This is a genomic window from Verrucomicrobiota bacterium, assembly GCA_016200005.1.
Lineage (GTDB): Bacteria > Verrucomicrobiota > Verrucomicrobiia > Limisphaerales > PALSA-1396 > PALSA-1396.
This window is the reverse complement of sequence record JACQFP010000042.1, coordinates 15,687-34,698: the sequence shown is the minus strand read 5'-3', so window position 1 is coordinate 34,698 and position 19,012 is coordinate 15,687. Positions and strand designations below refer to the sequence as shown.

The window sequence follows — 19,012 nt, the reverse complement described above, 5'->3', positions numbered from 1 at the left end:
TGACGCTATTGCCCGTAGCCGGTCAGGGTTTGACCACCCTCACCTTCGTCTCCTTGGGCAAACCATAAGCACCGACGGTCACCACCGTGTCACCCTCCTTCAATCCTTCGCCCTCAACCTCAACCAAACCGCCATCGCGCAGGCCGGCCTTCACTGATTTCTGTGTGGCTTTGTCTCCTTCAACCAAAGCAATGACGCTGTGGCCTTCGACATCGGTGACCACACTCTCGACCGGCACGGCCAGCCTTCCGGCGCGTTCTTCGCTTACGATGCGGAGATTGACGTATTGGCCGGGACGCAAGCCCGCGTTCGCCGGCACAGACGCACGCAGCAACGCCGCGCCCGTCTTCGTGTCAACTTGTGGGCTGATAAACGCTACCGCGCCACGGGCGGTTAGTGGCTTGCCCTCGTTGATGAACTCGACGGATTGTCCGGCCTTTAGTCCGTCCATTTCACCGGCGGGTACACTGGCGGTGGCGACGAGCCGTGCGGTGTCCACCAGTTCGCCGAGAACGCTCGTCAGGTCCGCGGCTTCACCGGGGCGGGCGTTGACGCGAGTGATGACACCGGCTAACGGCGCTTCGATTCTCAGCAACGCTTGTTGCGCGCGCGCCGCGGCGAGTTGTTGTTCGGCCTCCTGAAGCGCTTTCTGCGACGTGCCGCCGACGGGCAGAAGTTTTTTCTGTCGCTCGTAAGTCTGTTTCGCGAATTGAACCGCTACGTCAACGGGCCGGCTGTCGAGGCGAAACAACACCGTACCTTTTTCAACGCGCTGACCTTCGGCGCAGTTCACTTCCGCGACGATGCCCGCCACCGGCGGAGCGAGCCGCGCGCCCGCGCTGGGTTTGCCGTCACGCGCCGGTTCTGGTTCCACGATGCCGTAGGCCGTGACATACCGGTGCAGCGTGGCGCGCGTCAATTTGCCGACTTGCACGGCAACCTCTGTGACGACCTTGTCGTTCTCCTCCTGCCCACCGGGTTTGCAACCGACGAAAGCAACGGTGCTCAGCACAACTGCAAGTAGTTTGGTGAATGGTTTCTTCATTTTGGTTTTAGAGTTGGATCGTTTGAAAGGCGGGGGTTGTTCTCCCAGGCTTGTGCGCCGGCAGCGGACAACGGACTTTGCACGGCGTCTTCCAGCGCCGCGAGCGCTTGCTGCGCCTTCACCAGCGAGTTCAATCGCGCGAGCGAACCCGCGCTGAGTTCGGCTTGAGCGGCGGCAATGGTGAGATTGTCCACTTCCCCCGCGTCGAGCATTGCTTGCGTGGCGTTCCGTCGCCTTTTCAAATCCGCGAGCAGCGCTTCGGCAGTGGCGGCTTGCTCACGCGCGGCCTGATAACCAGCCACCGCGCGGTCAATTTCGCCGAGTGCTTTCGCTTGCACGGAAACGAACCGCGCAGCGGCTTCTTCGCGACGCGCCTTGGATTCGGCAATCGCTCCCTGATTTTGATTCAACACCGGCAATGTGAGCGTGACGCCGAGCGACCATTTGTTGTCCGTCTGATCGAGTTGATAACCCGGGCCAAGGTGCAAATCCGGGTATTGCTTCGCGATCTCAAGCTGCAACGCGGCCTGGCTTGCGGCGTATTCCGCCAGCGCGCCGAGAATGTCGGTGCGATTTAGAGCGGCCTGGCGGCGGACTTCGGAAGTCATCAAATCTTTTGGAAACTCATTCAAGCCCGCGAATGAAAGCTCCACGTCATTCAACGCGCGGGCCGGCAAACCGAGTGCGTCGGCCAGTTGAACGCGGGCTTCAGCGTTCTGTCGCTGTGCATCCTGCAACGCCAATCGCGTGGTGTTGAGATTGATGCGGGCTTGCGTGAGTTCGATTGGAGAAGCAGCCCCGGCTTCAACCTGCTTTTCAAGAAGCCCGACGATTTTCGTCTGCGCGTCGGCTTGTTGCCTCTGTGCCGATTCGCTTTCGCGTGCGGCGTAAAGTTCCAGCAAACTTCGGCGCACGCGGCTGCGAACCTGCCACGCGGTGGCGGCGAGATTCAGCCGCGCGGCTTCGGACAAATGCCGCGCCTGCGCGATGCGATAGCCGCGCTTGCCTGCCGTCTCGACAGGAATGTCGAAACTCAAGCCGAGAATCCACGGCGGCGGAGTTGTTGTGTCATACGCTGGTGAAAGACTGACGCTCGGATTTGGCCGCTCGCCACCGGTGATGAGCGCGGCTCTCGCTCCGCTCCATTTCGCCCGCGCGACATCGAGATCGGGATGGTAGTAGAACGCCGCCACCGTGAGTGCATTCAAATCCCACGACGGGAGCGGCCAGGTGATCGGCTCCTTGCGGAGATATTTTTCGAGGAATTGTTTTAAGTCAGGATTGTCGAGCGAGCGTGCTTGCAGGTTTGCCGTTGTCTCGGCTGGAGATAAGGGTCGCGACTGGAAATGAGCGCAGCCAGTCAACAGTCCGACTATGATGATGAATTGCCAAGGGTACACGGGAAATGTTTCTTTGCCCATAGCGCAAAGGAATCTTCGCCGGAACGCAAGGAAATTTGGCCAAAACACGGCGCTACAAACGCACTCGCCCCGTGGGATACCGGTTGTGGGAACTTGCTCATTGCCGGACGCGCCTATCCCACGGGGCAAGACACGTCATTGCGCCAGCTTACACTTGATTCTTTTCAAACCTTCCGTACCGAAGCGCCAACGTTGGCAGCACCAGCAGATTCAACACGGTTGAAGTCAGCAGTCCGCCGAGGATGACGATTGCCATCGGTCCTTCGATTTCCCGTCCGGCTTCGCCCGCGCCGATGGCGAGAGGAAACAATCCAAGCGCGGTAACGAGCGCCGTCATCAAAATCGGGAGCAACCGTTCCGACGCGCCGCGACTGACTGCGTCGAGTCCCCAGGTCATTCCCTCCTTTTGCACCAGATGCTCAAAGTGCGAAACCATCATAATCGAATTGCGCATCGTGATGCCGAACAAGGTCACAAACCCAACCAATGAACCGATGGAGAGCAATCCGCCGCTGGCAAACACGGCCAGCACGCCGCCGACCAAAGCGAACGGCAGGTTGGCCAGAATCAACGAAAGGTTTCGCGCCGTTCCAAACTCAATGGCAAGCAATAGCACAATGCCCACGGCCGCGATGACGGAATGGATGAGCAGGTCGCGACGCGCCTGACTTTGCGCTTCGGCTGATCCGGTGTAAACCAAATAGACGCCTGGCGGCAGGGAAACCTTTCTGGTTATCTGCTCTTTAACTTGTTTGGCAAAGGCCGCGGCGTCGCCAGCGGCGATATTGCAAGTCACCTGCTGGCGGCGGCGCGCGCCGTCATGCGACACCACGTAACGGCTGTTGCCGGAATAAATCTCGGCCAATTCCCGCAATGGCACGCGCAAGCCGTCTGCGTTGCGCAGCATGAGCGCGCCGAGGGTCGTGGCGCTCTTGCGGCTGGCAGGATGAAGAATCACGGCCACGTCAAAAACCTTGTTCGCATCGTAAGTCTGGGCCACGACCGTGCCTTGATACGCGGTTTGGATCGCGTCCATCACCTCCACCGGACGGAAGCCGAGTTGCAGCAATCGTTCCGGCCGCAGGCGCGCGACGGTTTCCTGCAAACCGGGCTGCGATTCCATTTCCACGTCCACCGCGCCGGCCACTTGAGCGACGACCTGACGAATCTCGATTGCCTTTTGGTCGAGCACATCCAGGTCGTCCCCGAAAATGTTGATGACGAATTGGGCGGTCGCACCAGAGATCGTTTCCTCCATGCGCTCGGCGAGGAACGGCAGGATTTTGAATGTGAGTCCCGGAAATTTTCCCAACGCCTGCCGAATCTCCCCCATCACGCCTTCCGCTTCCTCTCCGCTCAACGGCTGCAAATCAACGTGCAGTTCGCTGTAATGAGTTCCCCATGTATCCTCGCCCTGCTCGGCCCGGCCTGCTTGCTGCGACACCGACCGGATGTGCGGATTTTTCAAAAGTTCCGCTGTTACTTCGCGGCCAATTCGCAGGGATTCTTCGAGGGACGTTCCGGGCAGCGCGGCCATGTGAACCACGAAATGGCCTTCGCGGAATTCCGGAAGAAATGCGCCGCCGAAAAAAGGCAGCGTCGCCGCCGCGCCCAAACACAACAACAACGCAGACACAAGCACCGTGCGCGGCTGTTTGCTCAATGACTCCAGCCAATGGCGATGCCGCTGCTTGAGCCAGCTCACGTACTTTGGCTCTGGAGGGGGGGCAATGCGCGACAGCAGCAGATGGCAAAGCGCGGGCGTAACCGTCAGCGCCACGGCCAGCGACGCCATGATGGCCAGGACGAACGAAGTGCCCAGCGGCGCGAACAATCTTCCTTGAACGCCCTTCATCAAGAGCACCGGCATGAACACCGCCGCCACGATGAACGTCGCGTAAACGACCGCGCTCCGCACTTCCAGCGATGCGTCGAAAACGACCTGAAAAAGCGACCGGGGCTGCGGCAACGTCCGGTTCTCCCGCAACCGCCGCAAAATGTTTTCCACGTCAATGATTGCATCGTCCACCACCACGCCAATGGCGATGGCGAATCCGCCCAGCGTCAGCGTGTTGAGCGTGGCGCCGAATCGGTCGAGCACAATAACCGCCGCCAGCAGCGACAGCGGAATGGAAACAAATGAAATAAACGCCGTTCGCAAATCGAGCAGAAACAAAAACAGCACCACGACGACCAGCACGCCGCCGATGAGCAGCGACACGTTGACATTGTGCAGCGACGCCTGAATGAAATTGGCAGGCCGGAACAGGCGCGGCTGAATCGTGATTTTTTCCGAGACCAGCAGCGGTTTGATTTCTTCCAACGCGCGTTCGACGGCCAGCGTCACGTCCATTGTGTTTGCGGTGTATTGACTGAACGGCAGCAGAATGACGCCGCGTTCGCCATTGATGAGCGCGTCGCCAAGTTTTGGCTCGGGCGCTTCCGCGACATCGGCCACCTCCTTCAAACGAACGCTGACGCCGTTGTGATGGACGAGCACCATTTCGCCGAGTTGCTGCGGTGTGAGGGATTGTCCTTCGCTGCGAACAATCGTCCGGGCGTTGGCATCCTCCACAAAACCAGCGCCGCGCACGCCGGTGGACTTGCGTGCTGCGGCCAAAACGTCTTCGATGTCCAGACCGTAGGCGATGAGCCGGTCGGGCTTGACCTGAATTTGCAGTTGCCGGACATCGCCGCCGAACACATCCACCTTGGCCACGCCGGGCACGCTGAGCAGACGCGGCCGCAAGGTCCAATCGGCGAACGTGCGCAGTTCCATCGGCGTGCGGTTGGTTGAAGTCAAGCCGATGGCGAGCATCAACGCGGTTGATGAAGTCAGCGCGCCCATCTTCGGCGCGGCCACGCCCTGTGGCAAATCACCGGCGGCTTGCGTCAGCCGTTCGCCGACCATCTGGCGCGAGCGGTAAATGTCGGCGTCTTCGCGGAACACGATCGTGACGACTGAAAGCCCCTGAATGGATTGCGAGCGGATGGATTTCAGATTCGGCACGCCGTTGATGCCGTTCTCAACCGGACGCGTGACCAACTGTTCAACCTGTTCGGGCGACAGGCCGGGCGCTTCGGTTTGAATGACGACCATCGGCGGGGCGAATTCGGGAAACACATCCAGCTTGGTGTGTGACGCCACGAGCAGGCCGTAGCCAATGACCACGCACGCCAGCGTGATGACCACGCCGCGAAACCGGAGTGAGAATTGGACGATGCGGTTGAGCATGGCCGTCCTAATCCCCCATGTGGATTTGGTATTTCTGCTCCTCGGACAGCAGCATTTGCGCGCCCTGCACCACGACGCGGTCGCCGGCCTTCATACCTTGCGCCGCGAACCAGCCTTCGGCCAGAGGCTGATCCTCGGAGATTTCCCGACGAGTGAACGTCTGGTTACCGCTTTGAAAATAAACCCACGGTTTGCCGTTGAACCTGACCACGGCGTTGCGCGGAATCACCGCGCCGCTCTGCGCCTGACCCGCGATTCGGAGGTAACCAAGCACCGCCGCGCCCGGCGCAAAACGGAATTGGTTTGATTTCACAAGAAATAAAAATCCCTGGCCCTGTGTCTGCGCATTCACGGCGGGCGCGACATCGAAAAATTCCGCCGTGACCGGTTTGGACTCCTCGGCAAGCGAAACAATGCGCGCGGAAAGCGGCGGAGATGGCAGGGATTCACCCGCCGGCAGATCAATTCGCACCAGCGCGTTTTCGTGAGTTGCCAGCGATTGCGCAAACCCTGGCAGATCGTCGCCCTCCGCGAGCGCCTTGCCCCACGTCAACGCGAGCTTGGTGCGGAGCGACTGCATCTGCAACTGATCGCGGCGGGCCGTTGCTTCCGCCGCTTCCAATGCGCGGGCCGAGGCGTTGTTTTGGTCGGCCAGTAATTTTAATCGTTCAAATTCCTTGCCGGAAGCCTGCGCAGCGAAGTGGGCGGCGACGAGTTCGTTGACCAGCGCGGCCACTGGCGCAGGATCGAGCACGCGACCGTAACCTTTGACTTCCGGCTGAAGTTCCGCAGCCGCCAGCGCCGCGATCTGCAGCGCAATCCTTTTCTGCGTTTCCTCGTCCACCGTGACAATGGTTTCGCCGCTGGCATCGCGGGTGACTTTCGATTCTGCGGCGACCGGTTTCTCGCGCTCGGCCTCGGCCGCGCGCTCCTTGCTCATTTGGAGGTAGGCGAAGATCAATCCAAGAGCAATGAGCACGAAGAATGGCAGAACCAAGACTGTTTTCAGTTTTCTTTTCACGGCTTCTTCTCCTTCCGGGTTTGGGATTGGGCTGGCAGATCAGGATATTCAAGGACCGGCCGCTGCACGGCGTCCTCCAGCGCGGCCACGGCCAGTTGAGTCCGGGCCAATCCTTCCAGCCGCAGCAACTCCGCGCCGCCAAGTTCCAATTGCGCGCCGAGCAACTCCAGTCGGTCGATGGCGCCAGCCTGGAACTGCGACAACGCCGCCGCTCCCTGCTTTTTTTGTGTGGCCAGCAGCGAGTCGCCCGTTGCCAGTTGTTCCTGTGCGACCCGATATGCGGCGGTCACACGATCAATCTCCGCAATGACGTTCGCTTGCAACGCCGTGAAACGGGCGGCGGCTTCGGTACGCCGCGCTTTGGCTTCGGTGATTGGGCCCTGGTTTTGATTCAGCACCGGCAACTCCGCGCTCAAGCCGAGCGCCCATTTGTTTTCGCCCTGATCGAATTGATAGCCGGGGTTCAGGTGAATGTCGGCATATTGTCTGGCGATTTCCAGTTGCAGCGCCGATTGTGAGGCAGCGTATTCGGCGAGCGCGCTCAAAATGTCGGCGCGACTCTGCAATGCTTCCCGCCGCGCTTCCGTGGTAGTCAGATCAGCCGGCGCCGACCGCTCCAGGTCCAACGCCAAACCAACCTCATCCAACGCGCTCAGCGGAAGGCCGAGCGCCTCGGCGACGCGTGCGCGACCCTCGGCGCTTTGACTTTGGGCCGTGCCCAGTTCCAGTCGGGTTTTATCGAGCCCAATGCGTGCGGTCGAAAGTTCCGTCGGCGCAATCGCGCCCGCTGCCAGCCTTTGTGCCATCAGCTTGACCATCTCCGTCTGTGTGGTCTGCTGCGTCTTCAAAATCTCTTCGCGCCGGAGGCTGATGGTGTAATCGAGCAGACTGCGGCGCAAATTGCTGCGCACCTGCCAGGCGACTGTGGCGATATTTAATCGCGTGGCTTCGGACAGATGTCTGGCCCGGGTGATGCGGTAGCCGCGCTTGTTGGCGGTTTCAATCGGAATGTCGAAGTTGACACCGGCGAGCCACGGGGACATTCCGCGCGCCGCGTTGACCGTGTATTCCGGGACAAGACCGACGGTGGGATTTGGTTTTCCGCCAGCGGTGATCACTCCGGCCTGTGCGACACCGTATTGCGCGTGCGCGACGTCCAGGCTGGGATGATAATAGAACGCCACGAGGGTGAGCGCGGAGAAATCCCACGACTTCAACGGCCAGGTGGTCAACTCGCGATGCAAATTCTTTTCGAGGAATTTCTTCAGGTCGGGATTGTGGAGCGTGCGGGCTTCGAGTTTCGACGCGGTCTCGGCTGGCGCAAGAGGCTGCGATTGAAAACGCGCGCAGCCAGTCAAAACTCCCAACAGAATTATGAATTGCCAATGGTACACAGGAAATGTTTCTTCGCCCCAAGCGCAAAGCAATCGCCGCCGGAACGCAAGAGAATTTGTCAGCGGAATGAGGCCACGAGTTGACTCAAATCGAGCTGGCCCACAGCCCAAGTATGAACCCGTGGCAGAAGTGGTGGGCACTATTTGGCGGCTGAGTGGCTGTGCAGCAAACGCCTGGCTGGTGCTCTGTCCCTGAGGCTGCGTCATAACGAAAGGCACTATGGTCAGGTTGTGCCGTCCCAAAGGAAACCGCTCAACCAATTCAGCGCCGCCACTTTGGACCGACTGCTGGTGCAACACAAGCTCAAGAGCTTTCGTGGGCTCCGGGCCACACATTTAGATCGGCTTGAAAGCCGGCAAAACGGGCGGGTTGACACCGCCGTTCCGATTTGCTAGACCGCGACGAGATGAGTGAAACCGAAAACCTATCCTCCCTCACTCGCCTGAGAAGAAAGACACTGCTGGCTGTAGGTTGCGCCCTGGCGCTTCCATTCTTTGGATCGGAAAGCTCGCAGGCTGGAGCTATATTCACCGTCAACAGCACAGCGGACGAGCCGGACGCTGACCAACTGGATGGGAAGTGCCTCAGCTATCCTTCCGGCGTTTGCACTTTACGGGCGGCGATTATGCAAGCCAACTACTCCGGAGGAGCGACTACGATTATCCTGCCGGCGGGCACGTACACGCTGACCCGAGTGGGCTACGACAACAACGCTGTAGCCGGAGATCTGGACATCACTGCCGACATAGAAATTCAGGGCGCGGGCTCAGGAGTCACTATCGTGGACGGCAATGGCTCGGTGACCCACGACCGTGTCTTCCAGATTCTGTCCACGGTGAAGAACTTTACTCTGAGCGGAATGACGATCCGCAACGGCGAATCGATTTCCACGAACAGCCCGATTGGCGGCGGCGGTCTTTACATCGAAGGCGCCGGCCATGTCCTGCTCAGTGACGTGATCTTCGAGAGCAACACTGGCCAAAACGGCGGGGGTATTTATGCCAATTTCTCTTCCACGGGCGGCTCGATCGAGATGGATAATGTCATCGTTCGTTCCAATAGCGTGGCGGCGGGTGGAGTAGGCGCGGGAGGCGGCGTGCTCGTCCACATGCCTTCGGGCCAAAGCCAGTTCATTCTCAAAGACAACCAGATTTACAGCAACACTGCGGATGGAACGGGAGGCGGCCTCTATGTTGATGGTAACTCTGGTGCCCAGTGGAACATCCAGCGCAGCGAGATCTATTCCAATACCGCGGCTTCCGGCGGAGGTATCGGCAATTTCGTTCCACTAACTTTGTCTGGCAGCTATCTGCACGATAACCACGCCAATTTTGACGGAGGAGCGATGGAGACTGAGTCACCTATTGTAATATCGCGCACGACGCTGAACGCGAACTCAGCGGCGCGTTTTGGGGGAGGCATCTTCAGCCTGGCAGTATCTGCTTCTCCTACTAATAGTGACTTCTGTCACATTGAAGGGAGCACGCTGAGTGGCAACTTCGCGGTCTATGGTGGCGCCATCTACCACGATGGCTTCATCGTCCCCACGTCGCTTCTGCACATTATAAACAGCACCTTCAGTGGTAACGTTGCGGGTAAGAATGGAGGCGGAGGCGGCATTTATATCTACGCCGGCCAGACACAATTACTTAACTCGACCCTGGCCAACAACCGGGTGCTGCTAGGTTTTCCCGTCTCGGGAACCGGTAAAGGAGGTGGACTCTTTATCTATGCCAGTCCTAGCGACACTAACATCACCTTCTTCGCGCAGAATTCGCTGATCGCCAACAACGCGCGTGGCAACGGGATCACGCTTGACACACCTGATGACGGCTTTACTACCCACGACGGCACAAATGCCGGTGCCGTGACGGGCCAGCTCGCCTTTGACCTGATCCGGACGACCACGAACTTCTTCATCAGCGGACCTCAGGGCGGAAACATCTTCGGTCAGGACCCGCTTCTGGGTCCGTTGCAAGACAACGGCGGCCCGACCAAGACACATGCGCTCATGTCCGGCAGTCCAGCGATCAATGCAGCCAATGCCAACGCGCCCAAGCTCGATCAACGCAACTTTATCCGGCACGATGCACCGGACATTGGCGCCTTTGAGTTTGGTGGCGAAGCGATGAGGTTTACTTCCATCACTCACCTTATGAACGGCCAGGTTGTCCTGCAAGGTGTCGGTGTCCCGTCCGCAATTCACCATCTCCAGGCGTCGCCTACTTTAGGTCCGAGTAGTTTTACTACCATCGCGGACGTAACGGCAGATGGCAGTGGCACGTTGCAATACAATGACGCCGGCGCCGTGGGACTGCCTCGGCGGTTTTACCAACTCACCTATCCGTAGGCACCTGCAAGCCGCAAGCTGTTTCTCAGTGACATCGGTTTGCAGCGGCGCTACTCCATTTGGAGACTGCGCGCTTGCCCTCAAGACCATTATATGCCTCGGTGTCATTTTCCCATGAGGCAAAGGGGCCAGTGCTCAAGGGGGTCACCCCGTCACCCGTTTGACCTTTACGCAGTGCTGTAGCATATTGCGCGCGTTGAACTTGGTCTGAAGTCTCAAACTGAACAGAAGAACGCGCCATAATGTTCCACTTCAAATTCCGGACTCTCGCGATTCTGTTCATGGCGCTGTTGCTTTCCGGCGCGTCGGCGCGCGGCCAGTCGCCCCCGCCTGAGGTGCTCTGGCAAAGGGTGGATCAAATCTCTGCCACCAAACCGCCTTCCGAAGTCTGGATTCATCCCGGCAAGTTTCGCGCTTTCAATCTGAATCATGCTGCGCTGCACGAAGTCCTCAGCCGCGCGCCGCGGGAATTCACGTCGCAGGCGGCACAGAACCCCGCGGAACTTGTACTGCCGATGCCGGATGGAACATTCGCGAGATTTCTCGTTGTTGAATCGCCAATCATGGCGCCGGAGTTGGCGGCCAAATTCCCGGAACTTAAGACCTACTTCGGTCAAGGCGTTGATGACCTCACCGCGACGGTGCGGTTCGACGTAGCTCCGGCGGGATTTCACGCCCAAATCCTTTCGCCGCACGGCGCCGTCTATGTCGATCCGTATTGGAAGGGCGATGCGAACCTCCACACCAGTTATTACAAGCGTGACTATCGTCGAGCTGTGGATTTCGAATGCCTCACCCCCGCCAGCAATAATCCGACGGCGGCGCGAACGTCCATCGCAAATGATCTGTTGCGTTCGGGCAGCATGTTGCGCACGTATCGGCTGGCTTGCGCGGCGGACGCCGAATACACGCAGTTTCAAGGCGGCACCGTGGCAGCGGGCATGTCCGCCATTGTCACGGCGATCAATCGCGTCACCGGCGTTTATGAAGCGGAACTGGCCATCCGGCTCATCCTGGTCGCGAACAACAACCTGCTCGTTTACACCAATGCGAGCACCGACCCGTACTCGAACACGAGCGGCTCGACCATGCTCGGGCAGAACCAGGCCAACATCGACACCGTTATCGGCGACGCGAATTACGACATCGGCCATGTCTTCAGCACGGGCGGTGGCGGTATTGCCGGCTTGGGCGTCGTTTGCGTGAGTGGCAACAAAGCGCGCGGCGTGACGGGTTTATCTTCGCCGATCGGCGACGCATTCTACATTGATTTTGTGGCGCACGAGATGGGGCATCAGTTCGGCGCGAACCACACCTTCAACAGCACCGCGGGGAACTGTGGCGGTGGCACTCGCAACGCTTCCACCGCGTACGAACCCGGCAGCGGCTCCACCATCATGGCGTATGCCGGCATTTGCGGCACCGACAACCTGCAGCCGCACAGCGATCCTTACTTCCATTCCGTCAGCTTCGACGAAATCATCAACTACACGACTGCCGGCTCCGGCAGCGGTTGTCCCGCGCTCTCGTCCACCGGCAACAATGCGCCGACTGTCGATGCCGGGCCGGCCTTCGTCATCCCGACGAGCACCCCGTTCACCTTGACCGCCGCTGGCAGCGATCCGGACGGCGACCCGCTGACGTATTGTTGGGAAGAGCGCGATCTCGGACCGGCCACCACCGTGACCAGCCCCGACAACGGGAGCAGTCCGTTGTTTCGTTCCTTCAATCCGGTTTCCAGCCCAGCGCGAACTTTTCCGAAAATCTCTGACCTTCTCAACAACACGACCAGCATCGGCGAGCAACTGCCGACAACGGATCGAACCATGAATTTTCGCGTCACAGCGCGCGACAACCGCGCCGGCGGGGGCGGCGTCAACACGGCCGATACACAGGTTACGGTCACTTCAACTGCCGGCCCGTTTGTGGTGACATCACCTAGCTCGGCGGTGACCTGGTCCGGCACCAGAACGGTGACGTGGGATGTTGCGGGCACTACCGGGGCGCCCGTGGATGCCGCCACAGTGAACATTCTCCTCTCCACGAACGGCGGCAACTCGTTCCCCATCACCCTCGTCGCTAACACGCCCAACGACGGTTCAGAGACGGTCCTCCTCCCGAACATCTCCAGTTCCCTGGCGCGCATCAAGGTTGAGGCAGTGAGCAATATTTTTTTCGACATTTCGCCCACCAACTTCACTGTCACCAATTCAATTCCCACATCGTACGTGGTGTTGCAAAGCGCCGCGCTCGCGGGGGAAACCTGTGGGCCGACCAATGGCGCCGTCGATCCGGGTGAAGTAGTGACCGTGAACTTCGCGCTGAAGAACATCGGCTTTGCCAACACAACCAATCTCGTGGTCACGTTATTGTACACCAACGGCATCAGCTTTCCGAGCGGTCCGCAGACTTACGGCGTGCTGGCGGCGGGTGGTCCATCTGTCACCATGCCCTTCTCCTTCACGGCCACGGGTGTGTGTGGTGGAACGGTGATTGCCCGTCTTCAACTCCAGGACGGCGCGGCCGACTTGGGCATCTTGACCAACGGTTTCAATCTGGGCGCCACGAGCGCCACGACAAAAACCAACAGCAACTCTGCTTCAATTAAAATCCCCGGCAGCAGCACGAGTGGCCCGGGTTCACCGTACCCCTCGACGATCAGCGTTTCCGGCGTCACCGGTCAGGTGACCAAAGTCACTGTGACGCTGTTGAATCTCAGCCACACCTATCCGGACGACATTGATGTGTTGCTGGTTGGCCCGACCGGCCAGACCGTGTTGCTCATGTCCGACACCGGAGGTGGCAACGATGTCAGCAACGTGGTGCTCACGTTTGACGATGATGCCGCCGCCACGTTGCCGGATTCCGGCCAGATTGTTTCGGGCACGTTCCAACCCACCGACTATCAGGCGGGCGACACTTTCTCCGCTCCGGCACCGGGGGGTCCTTTTGGCACGGCCTTGTCGGCCTTCAACGGCCTCAATCCGAATGGAACCTGGTCGCTGTTCATCATGGATGACACCAGTTCCGACACCGGCAACCTCAGTGGCGGCTGGCGGCTGGCGATCACCACTCTCGTCGGCCCCATTTGTTGCAGTCAGGTCGCCGATCTGGCGGTCGCGCTCACCGGCATGCCGGCCCAAATCACGGAAGGCGACATGCTCACTTACACGCTCACCGTCACGAACCGTGGTCCCGATGCGGCAAGCGGCGTGACCGCCGCCGACACGCTGCCCGCCGGTGAAAACTTTATTTCCGCCGCGGTGAGCCAGGGCAGTTGGACAAACAACGGAGGCACCATCATCGGCAATCTCGGCTCGCTGTCCAATTCTGGCACCGCGACCATCACCATCACCGCCACTGTCACCAGCTCCGGCACGTTGACGAATCAGGCGACCGCCTGGGCCAGCACCAGCGACCCCACCAACGCCAACAACACCGCGTTCGCACTCAATTACGTGGATGTCTCCCGCCCTAGCATCACATCGATTACGCAGGACGGCGTGAACGTGACGCTGGTCTGGAGCGCGATTGCCGGGAAAACTTACCGCGTCCAATTTAAGACCAGCCTCGCAGACGCAGGCTGGAATGATCTGCCTGGCGACGTGCCCGCCATCGGGAATACGGCGTCGAAGCAGGATGCCATCAGTTCTGATACGCAACGATTTTATCGCGTCGTCGTGTTGCCGTAAGCCGGAGCGCTCTTGAAATGTTTCATTGGCGCATGCGGCGGCGCGATGGTTTAATTCTTTTCGCCAAACTATGCGCCATTTCCGCTCCGTGACGTTTCGTCGAATCCGTTGGGCTGCACATCATTGCTTTGGGTCGCTTTCTCTTGGACTGTTGATCGGACTGTCCGCTTGTAAAACAACCCCACCCGCCCCGCTGCCGGTGTTTCAGCCCGCGAAACTTCTGGAGATGGATGCGGCCATCAACCAGACCATCGCCGAGAAAAGCATTCCCGGCGGTGCGCTCTGGTTGGAACGCAATGGCCACGCCTACCACAAGGCTTATGGCCATCGCTCGCTCGTTCCGGCGGAAGAACCTATGACCGAGGACACGATCTTCGACGCGGCGTCGCTGACCAAGGTCATCGCCTGCACGCCGGCGGTGATGCTGTTGGTTGAGCGCGGCCAAGTGAAACTTGATGCGCCGGTGCACAGTTACATTCCTGAGTTCGCGGGCGACGGGAAAGAGGCGGTTACCATCCGCCAACTGCTGACGCACACTTCGGGACTGCGACCGGACATCGAAACCAAGACGAAATGGCACGGACAGGAAACGGCGATCCAAATGGCCTGCCGCGAAAAACTGCAATCGTCGCCCGGCACCACCTTCCGTTACAGCGACATCAACTTTTTTCTGCTGGGTGAAGTCGTTCAGCGCGTGACCAGCCGCAAGCTGGAGGAATTTGTCACTCATGAAATCTATCAACCACTGAAGATGATGGACACCGGCTATGTCCCGCCCGCATCGAAACGGGCACGAATTGCTCCGACGGAAATGACGGATGGGGAGATGTTGCGCGGCACGGTGCATGATCCGACCGCGCGTTTGATGGGCGGTGTGGCCGGTCACGCCGGACTGTTCACGACGGCAACAGATCTGGCGCGTTACGCCCGCATGATGCTCAATGAAGGCACTCTCGAAGGCGTCCGCATTTTCAAACCGGAGACCGTGAGGCTGATGACGAGCGTGCAATCGCCGCCGGCGGTTTCGGCACGACGCGGGTTGGGGTGGGATATTGACTCGGGTTACAGCCGGCCGCGCGGCAAGATTTTCCCGCTCGGTTCCTACGGCCACACCGGGTTCACGGGTGGTTGCCTTTGGATCGATCCTTTTTCCAAAACGTTCTGGATATTTCTTTCCAACCGCGTTCACCCCGACGGCAAAGGCAGCGTGGCGACGTTGCAAGCGACACTGGCGAATCTCGCGGCGGAGGCGGTGGTCGGCTTCAATTTCGCGTACGTTCCCGGTTCACTTTCGCCTCGAACGGAAGCGGAGACCAATGTTGCTGCTCGCGTGGTCAATCCGCCGACAACTGCTCAACTCAAGTCGCTGAATGGCATCGACGTTTTCAAACGGGAACACTTTGCGCGACTCAAAGGCTTGCGAATCGGACTGATCACCAATCACACGGGCACCGACCGCGAACGCAATTCCACCATTGACCTTCTGAAAAACGCGCCAGACGTAACTCTGAAATTATTGTTCAGTCCCGAACACGGCATCCGGGGTGCGCTGGACGAGAAGGTGGGCGACAGCATGGATGAACAGACCGGGCTGCCGATTTACAGTCTGTACGGCGTAACGCGCAAACCCAAACCGGACCAATTGAAAGACCTCGACGCTCTGGTGTTCGACATTCAGGACGTCGGCTGCCGGTTCTACACTTACATCTCGACGATGGGCGGCGCACTGGAAGCGGCGGCCGAGGCGGGCATCAAAATGTTCGTCCTGGATCGCGTGAATCCGATCAATGGCGCGACCATCGACGGTCCGGTGCTCACCAGCGACACCAGCTACACTGCGTTTCATCCGGTACCTGTTCGTTACGGCATGACGATCGGTGAACTGGCGCGGATGTTGAACGACGAGCGCCAATTCAAAGCTGATCTGACTGTGATTCCAGTCGAAAACTGGTCGCGCGATTTGTGGTTCGATCAAACCGGGCTGCCGTGGATCAATCCTTCGCCAAACATGCGCGGGCTGACTGCGGCAACGCTTTATCCCGGCGTGGGCTTGCTGGAAACGACGGCGGTGTCGGTCGGGCGCGGCACCGACACGCCATTTGAAGTCGTCGGCGCGCCTTACATCGACGATGTTCAACTGGCTGAGGAATTGAATCGCGCGGGACTGGCGGGCGTGCGGTTTGTGCCGGTGCGATTCACGCCCACGGCGAGTGTTTTCAAGGACAAGTCGTGCGGCGGAGTCAACATGCTCCTGACCGAGCGCGAGCGTTGCAACGTGGTGGATATCGGTCTCACCATCGCGCAAACCCTCCATCGGCTTTATCCCGCCAACTTCGACATGGAGAAATTCAATCGACTGCTCGGTCACAGCGCCACGATCGACGCGCTCAAATCCGGTAAGACGCTTGCGGATGTAAAGCGAATGTGGGTCACCGACCTGGAAGATTTTCAAAAGCGCCGCGCGAAGTATCTGCTCTATTGACGATGCCAGCCGGTTGGGTTGGCGGTGAAATCCCAACTCAACCATTCAGTTCTTCGGTTGAATTGACATAACGCCGACACCCGAAACGGAAATGTTAGTTTCCGACTTCCACGAATACTCCTTTCTATTGATGATCAGGACGCGCGGAAGCAGTTCTATCTCATGGCTGAAGAGGTTGAACGTTACGGTGCCCGGCAGAAAAGTCGTGTCCATGAAAATGCACTGGCCGAAGGGGACGGGGAATGGCACTTCGCGCGGGGTATCGCAAACCATCAGGCTGTTGGAAACGATCAGCGGCAGTTTCTCGTTGGGAAAATCAAGCATCAGATTGGTGATCCCGAGTTTTGGCTGGGAAACGACCAACCGGGGAACGCCGGCGGCGGTATTGGTAAACACCACCCGCCACGGACCGCGGAACGTTCGCCGGTGTTCAATGCCGGTATAAAAGATGGTGTAAATCACGACCGCAATGAGGAACGCTAGGGCGAAATGTTTCAACGGACCGGCCGGTTTCATGGTTTGTTCGTGGGCTAAACATTAACTCAATTGGGCTATGCGCTTGATTCCCCTTCCTGCAGAGCGGGACAACCTAAAGGTTGAACTCCAACGGAAACGGCCCTCGCGCGGCGTTGGAGTTCACAGTTTAGCGTGTCCGATGGGCCAAGGGGAATCAAGTACATAGCCCCATAACTCAAACCAGAACGCCGCGGAATCCCGTCACGCGGCTCACGATTTCAATTTCTCCGGCGTCGTCTGGAACGCCCGCGCCCGGAACAGGAAGTCCACGATGTTCCCCTCGTGCGGTTGGAGCCAATCCAGCTTGATCGTCGGGATCGGACCAATGTTCAACCGGTCAATGTGGGTCGCCTCGATGAGTTGCTGTTCCCACGCCTTGTTATTGGTGATGGCGCTGCACACGAGCGTCGGGCCGATCTTCTCGATCATGTCGCTCTGCGGGCACTGAATGACGGTCACGTAAGGAAACATGTATTCTGTCTGCGCAACCTTGCGCTCCGGTGAATCACCGTGGATCACCCACGGCCGTAGATAAGCAGCGCGCTCCTTCTCAACCAGTCGCGAGCCGAACTTCGCCGTCATATCGGTCACGCCGTCCTCTTTCAGCTTGTCGAGGATGGACGCGTGGATCGCTTGAGCCTGCCCCGCGACCGTGAATGCGGCGAGGGTGGCGCTGGGATCTTCCGGCGGTTTCGCGTCGATGGGGCCGAGGCGTTCGGCGAGCGCCGCGGCGATTTCCTTCGTGTGGCGCGACGCCCAGACGCCCGAACAGTTGATGCAGCCGCGTCCGCTGTTGAGATAAACGCTGTCCACCATGATGTCGATGTACTTGGGCCAATCGTCCACCACATCGTCGCCCAGCAGGATTTTGCTGAAGCCCGGCCCGTGCACCTGCACGCAAGGATTACCGTGATAACGCTGAACGGTTTCCGTGCTGCCAAAAATCTTCACGCGGCGGACGCGGTTGACCACCTCGGCGCCCATCTCACCCGCGCCGGGATAAACGCCGATCGCTTCGCGCGGCACGCCCGCCTCGAAAAACGCCGCCGCCATCCGATAGGGAGTCCACGGCTCCTGTGGCCCCGGCTTGAGCAGCAGCCCGACCTGCATCGGGATCACCGGCAGCCAGAGCGTGTGCACACCCGGCGAGTTCGACGGCAGCACCAACCCGAGCACGGGCGATTGCGCCTGGTAACTCACCACCACGCCCCGGCCTTCGTCGCCATAGCCGCGCGTGAGAATGTCCAGCGGCAACCCGCGCGTGAGGCAATCGAGGATGCGGTCCATGTTCGACAGCACGAAATGGTTTTTGGCCATGTTCGCTTTGCACATGTGCTCGGGCATTCCTGTTGAGGCAGACTGCTGGCGCGCAAAATCGTCGGGCGACTGCTGTCCGTCGCCCATCGGCAGCGTGGCGTCTTTGTAGAGGTCGGCCGCCTTCTTCATGATCTGGACGAGTTGGCGGATGGGAATCTCACGCAACACGTCGCGGGCGCGCGACGCTTTCTTCATGTCCTTGGCGAGCATTCCGGGATTGGCCTGGCTTACCCGGGCGAGCGTTTCGCCGGTGATGAAGTGGATGACGTTATCGACTTCGAGGCTTTCGTAAGGTTGGCCCCAACGGAGGACAGGAATTTTAATCATAAGGCGGCGTGAATCAAACAGCAGGTCGAGTTGAAAGGCAAGGAGGAGCTTGAAGCCAACTCGAGAATGGGGCGCGTGTGTTCAAACCTTCATATGTCGGGATAAAAAAAATGAGCCAGATTGCTCTGGCTCATTGGTGACGAGGTTAAAACGCCTTCACCGAGGCGCTCAGAAGAGTAATGAAGCCAACTATTTTGCCGCTGCCCGAACT

At 59.3% G+C, this 19,012-nt stretch carries 10 protein-coding genes; 3 read left to right on the top strand and 7 right to left on the bottom strand.

Features of this window, described 5'->3' with window-relative positions:
• Window positions 1-22: 22 nt before the first annotated feature.
• The 5 genes from HY298_14980 to HY298_14960 all read right to left on the bottom strand — a co-directional run bounded on the left by HY298_14980 (window position 23) and on the right by HY298_14960 (window position 8,089).
• Complete coding sequence (locus tag HY298_14980; GenBank protein ID MBI3851560.1) at window positions 23-1,045, bottom strand: efflux RND transporter periplasmic adaptor subunit; 1,023 nt, start codon at window positions 1,043-1,045, stop codon at window positions 23-25.
• Entirely contained in the window at window positions 1,042-2,466 is a 1,425-nt protein-coding gene (locus HY298_14975) for a TolC family protein (protein MBI3851559.1), read from the bottom strand. The genes HY298_14980 and HY298_14975 overlap by 4 nt, the downstream gene beginning before the upstream one ends.
• A 148-nt stretch (window positions 2,467-2,614) precedes the next feature.
• Window positions 2,615-5,701 (bottom strand): efflux RND transporter permease subunit, encoded by a 3,087-nt coding sequence (locus HY298_14970; GenBank protein ID MBI3851558.1) that lies wholly within the window; start codon window positions 5,699-5,701, stop codon window positions 2,615-2,617.
• A 7-nt stretch (window positions 5,702-5,708) separates the two neighbouring features.
• Window positions 5,709-6,722, bottom strand: a complete 1,014-nt coding sequence (locus tag HY298_14965) for a hypothetical protein (GenBank protein ID MBI3851557.1) — start codon at window positions 6,720-6,722, stop codon at window positions 5,709-5,711.
• Entirely contained in the window at window positions 6,719-8,089 is a 1,371-nt protein-coding gene (locus HY298_14960) for a TolC family protein (protein ID MBI3851556.1), read from the bottom strand. Before HY298_14960 ends, HY298_14965 begins: the two co-directional genes overlap by 4 nt.
• 434 nt (window positions 8,090-8,523) lie before the next feature.
• On the opposite strand from HY298_14960, the gene HY298_14955 reads away from it, so the two are divergent.
• From HY298_14955 to HY298_14945, 3 genes are all read left to right on the top strand, one after another.
• Complete coding sequence (locus tag HY298_14955) at window positions 8,524-10,467, top strand: CSLREA domain-containing protein (protein ID MBI3851555.1); 1,944 nt, start codon at window positions 8,524-8,526, stop codon at window positions 10,465-10,467.
• A 242-nt stretch (window positions 10,468-10,709) separates the two neighbouring features.
• Window positions 10,710-14,159: a DUF11 domain-containing protein gene (locus HY298_14950; GenBank protein MBI3851554.1), complete on the top strand. Its 3,450-nt coding sequence runs from the start codon at window positions 10,710-10,712 to the stop codon at window positions 14,157-14,159.
• A gap of 70 nt (window positions 14,160-14,229) precedes the next feature.
• Complete coding sequence (locus HY298_14945; protein ID MBI3851553.1) at window positions 14,230-16,641, top strand: DUF1343 domain-containing protein; 2,412 nt, start codon at window positions 14,230-14,232, stop codon at window positions 16,639-16,641.
• Between the two features lie 45 nt (window positions 16,642-16,686).
• Here the strand turns inward: HY298_14945 and HY298_14940 are convergent, their stop codons facing one another.
• Both HY298_14940 and HY298_14935 read right to left on the bottom strand, forming a co-directional pair.
• On the bottom strand, window positions 16,687-17,157 hold the full coding sequence (locus HY298_14940) for a hypothetical protein (GenBank protein ID MBI3851552.1): 471 nt from the start codon (window positions 17,155-17,157) through the stop codon (window positions 16,687-16,689).
• A 210-nt stretch (window positions 17,158-17,367) separates the two neighbouring features.
• Window positions 17,368-18,801, bottom strand: a complete 1,434-nt coding sequence (locus HY298_14935) for an aldehyde dehydrogenase (GenBank protein MBI3851551.1) — start codon at window positions 18,799-18,801, stop codon at window positions 17,368-17,370.
• Window positions 18,802-19,012 lie beyond the last annotated feature (211 nt).

Bases quoted from the DNA above. Each gene is read 5' to 3' on its own strand.
- HY298_14980 (MBI3851560.1), bottom strand. From the start codon at position 1,045: ATGAAGAAACCATTCACCAAACTACTTGCAGTTGTGCTGAGCACCGTT.
- HY298_14975 (MBI3851559.1), bottom strand. From the start codon at position 2,466: ATGGGCAAAGAAACATTTCCCGTGTACCCTTGGCAATTCATCATCATA.
- HY298_14970 (MBI3851558.1), bottom strand. From the start codon at position 5,701: ATGCTCAACCGCATCGTCCAATTCTCACTCCGGTTTCGCGGCGTGGTC.
- HY298_14955 (MBI3851555.1), top strand. From the start codon at position 8,524: ATGAGTGAAACCGAAAACCTATCCTCCCTCACTCGCCTGAGAAGAAAG.
- HY298_14950 (MBI3851554.1), top strand. From the start codon at position 10,710: ATGTTCCACTTCAAATTCCGGACTCTCGCGATTCTGTTCATGGCGCTG.
- HY298_14945 (MBI3851553.1), top strand. From the start codon at position 14,230: ATGCGCCATTTCCGCTCCGTGACGTTTCGTCGAATCCGTTGGGCTGCA.
- HY298_14940 (MBI3851552.1), bottom strand. From the start codon at position 17,157: ATGAAACCGGCCGGTCCGTTGAAACATTTCGCCCTAGCGTTCCTCATT.
- HY298_14935 (MBI3851551.1), bottom strand. From the start codon at position 18,801: ATGATTAAAATTCCTGTCCTCCGTTGGGGCCAACCTTACGAAAGCCTC.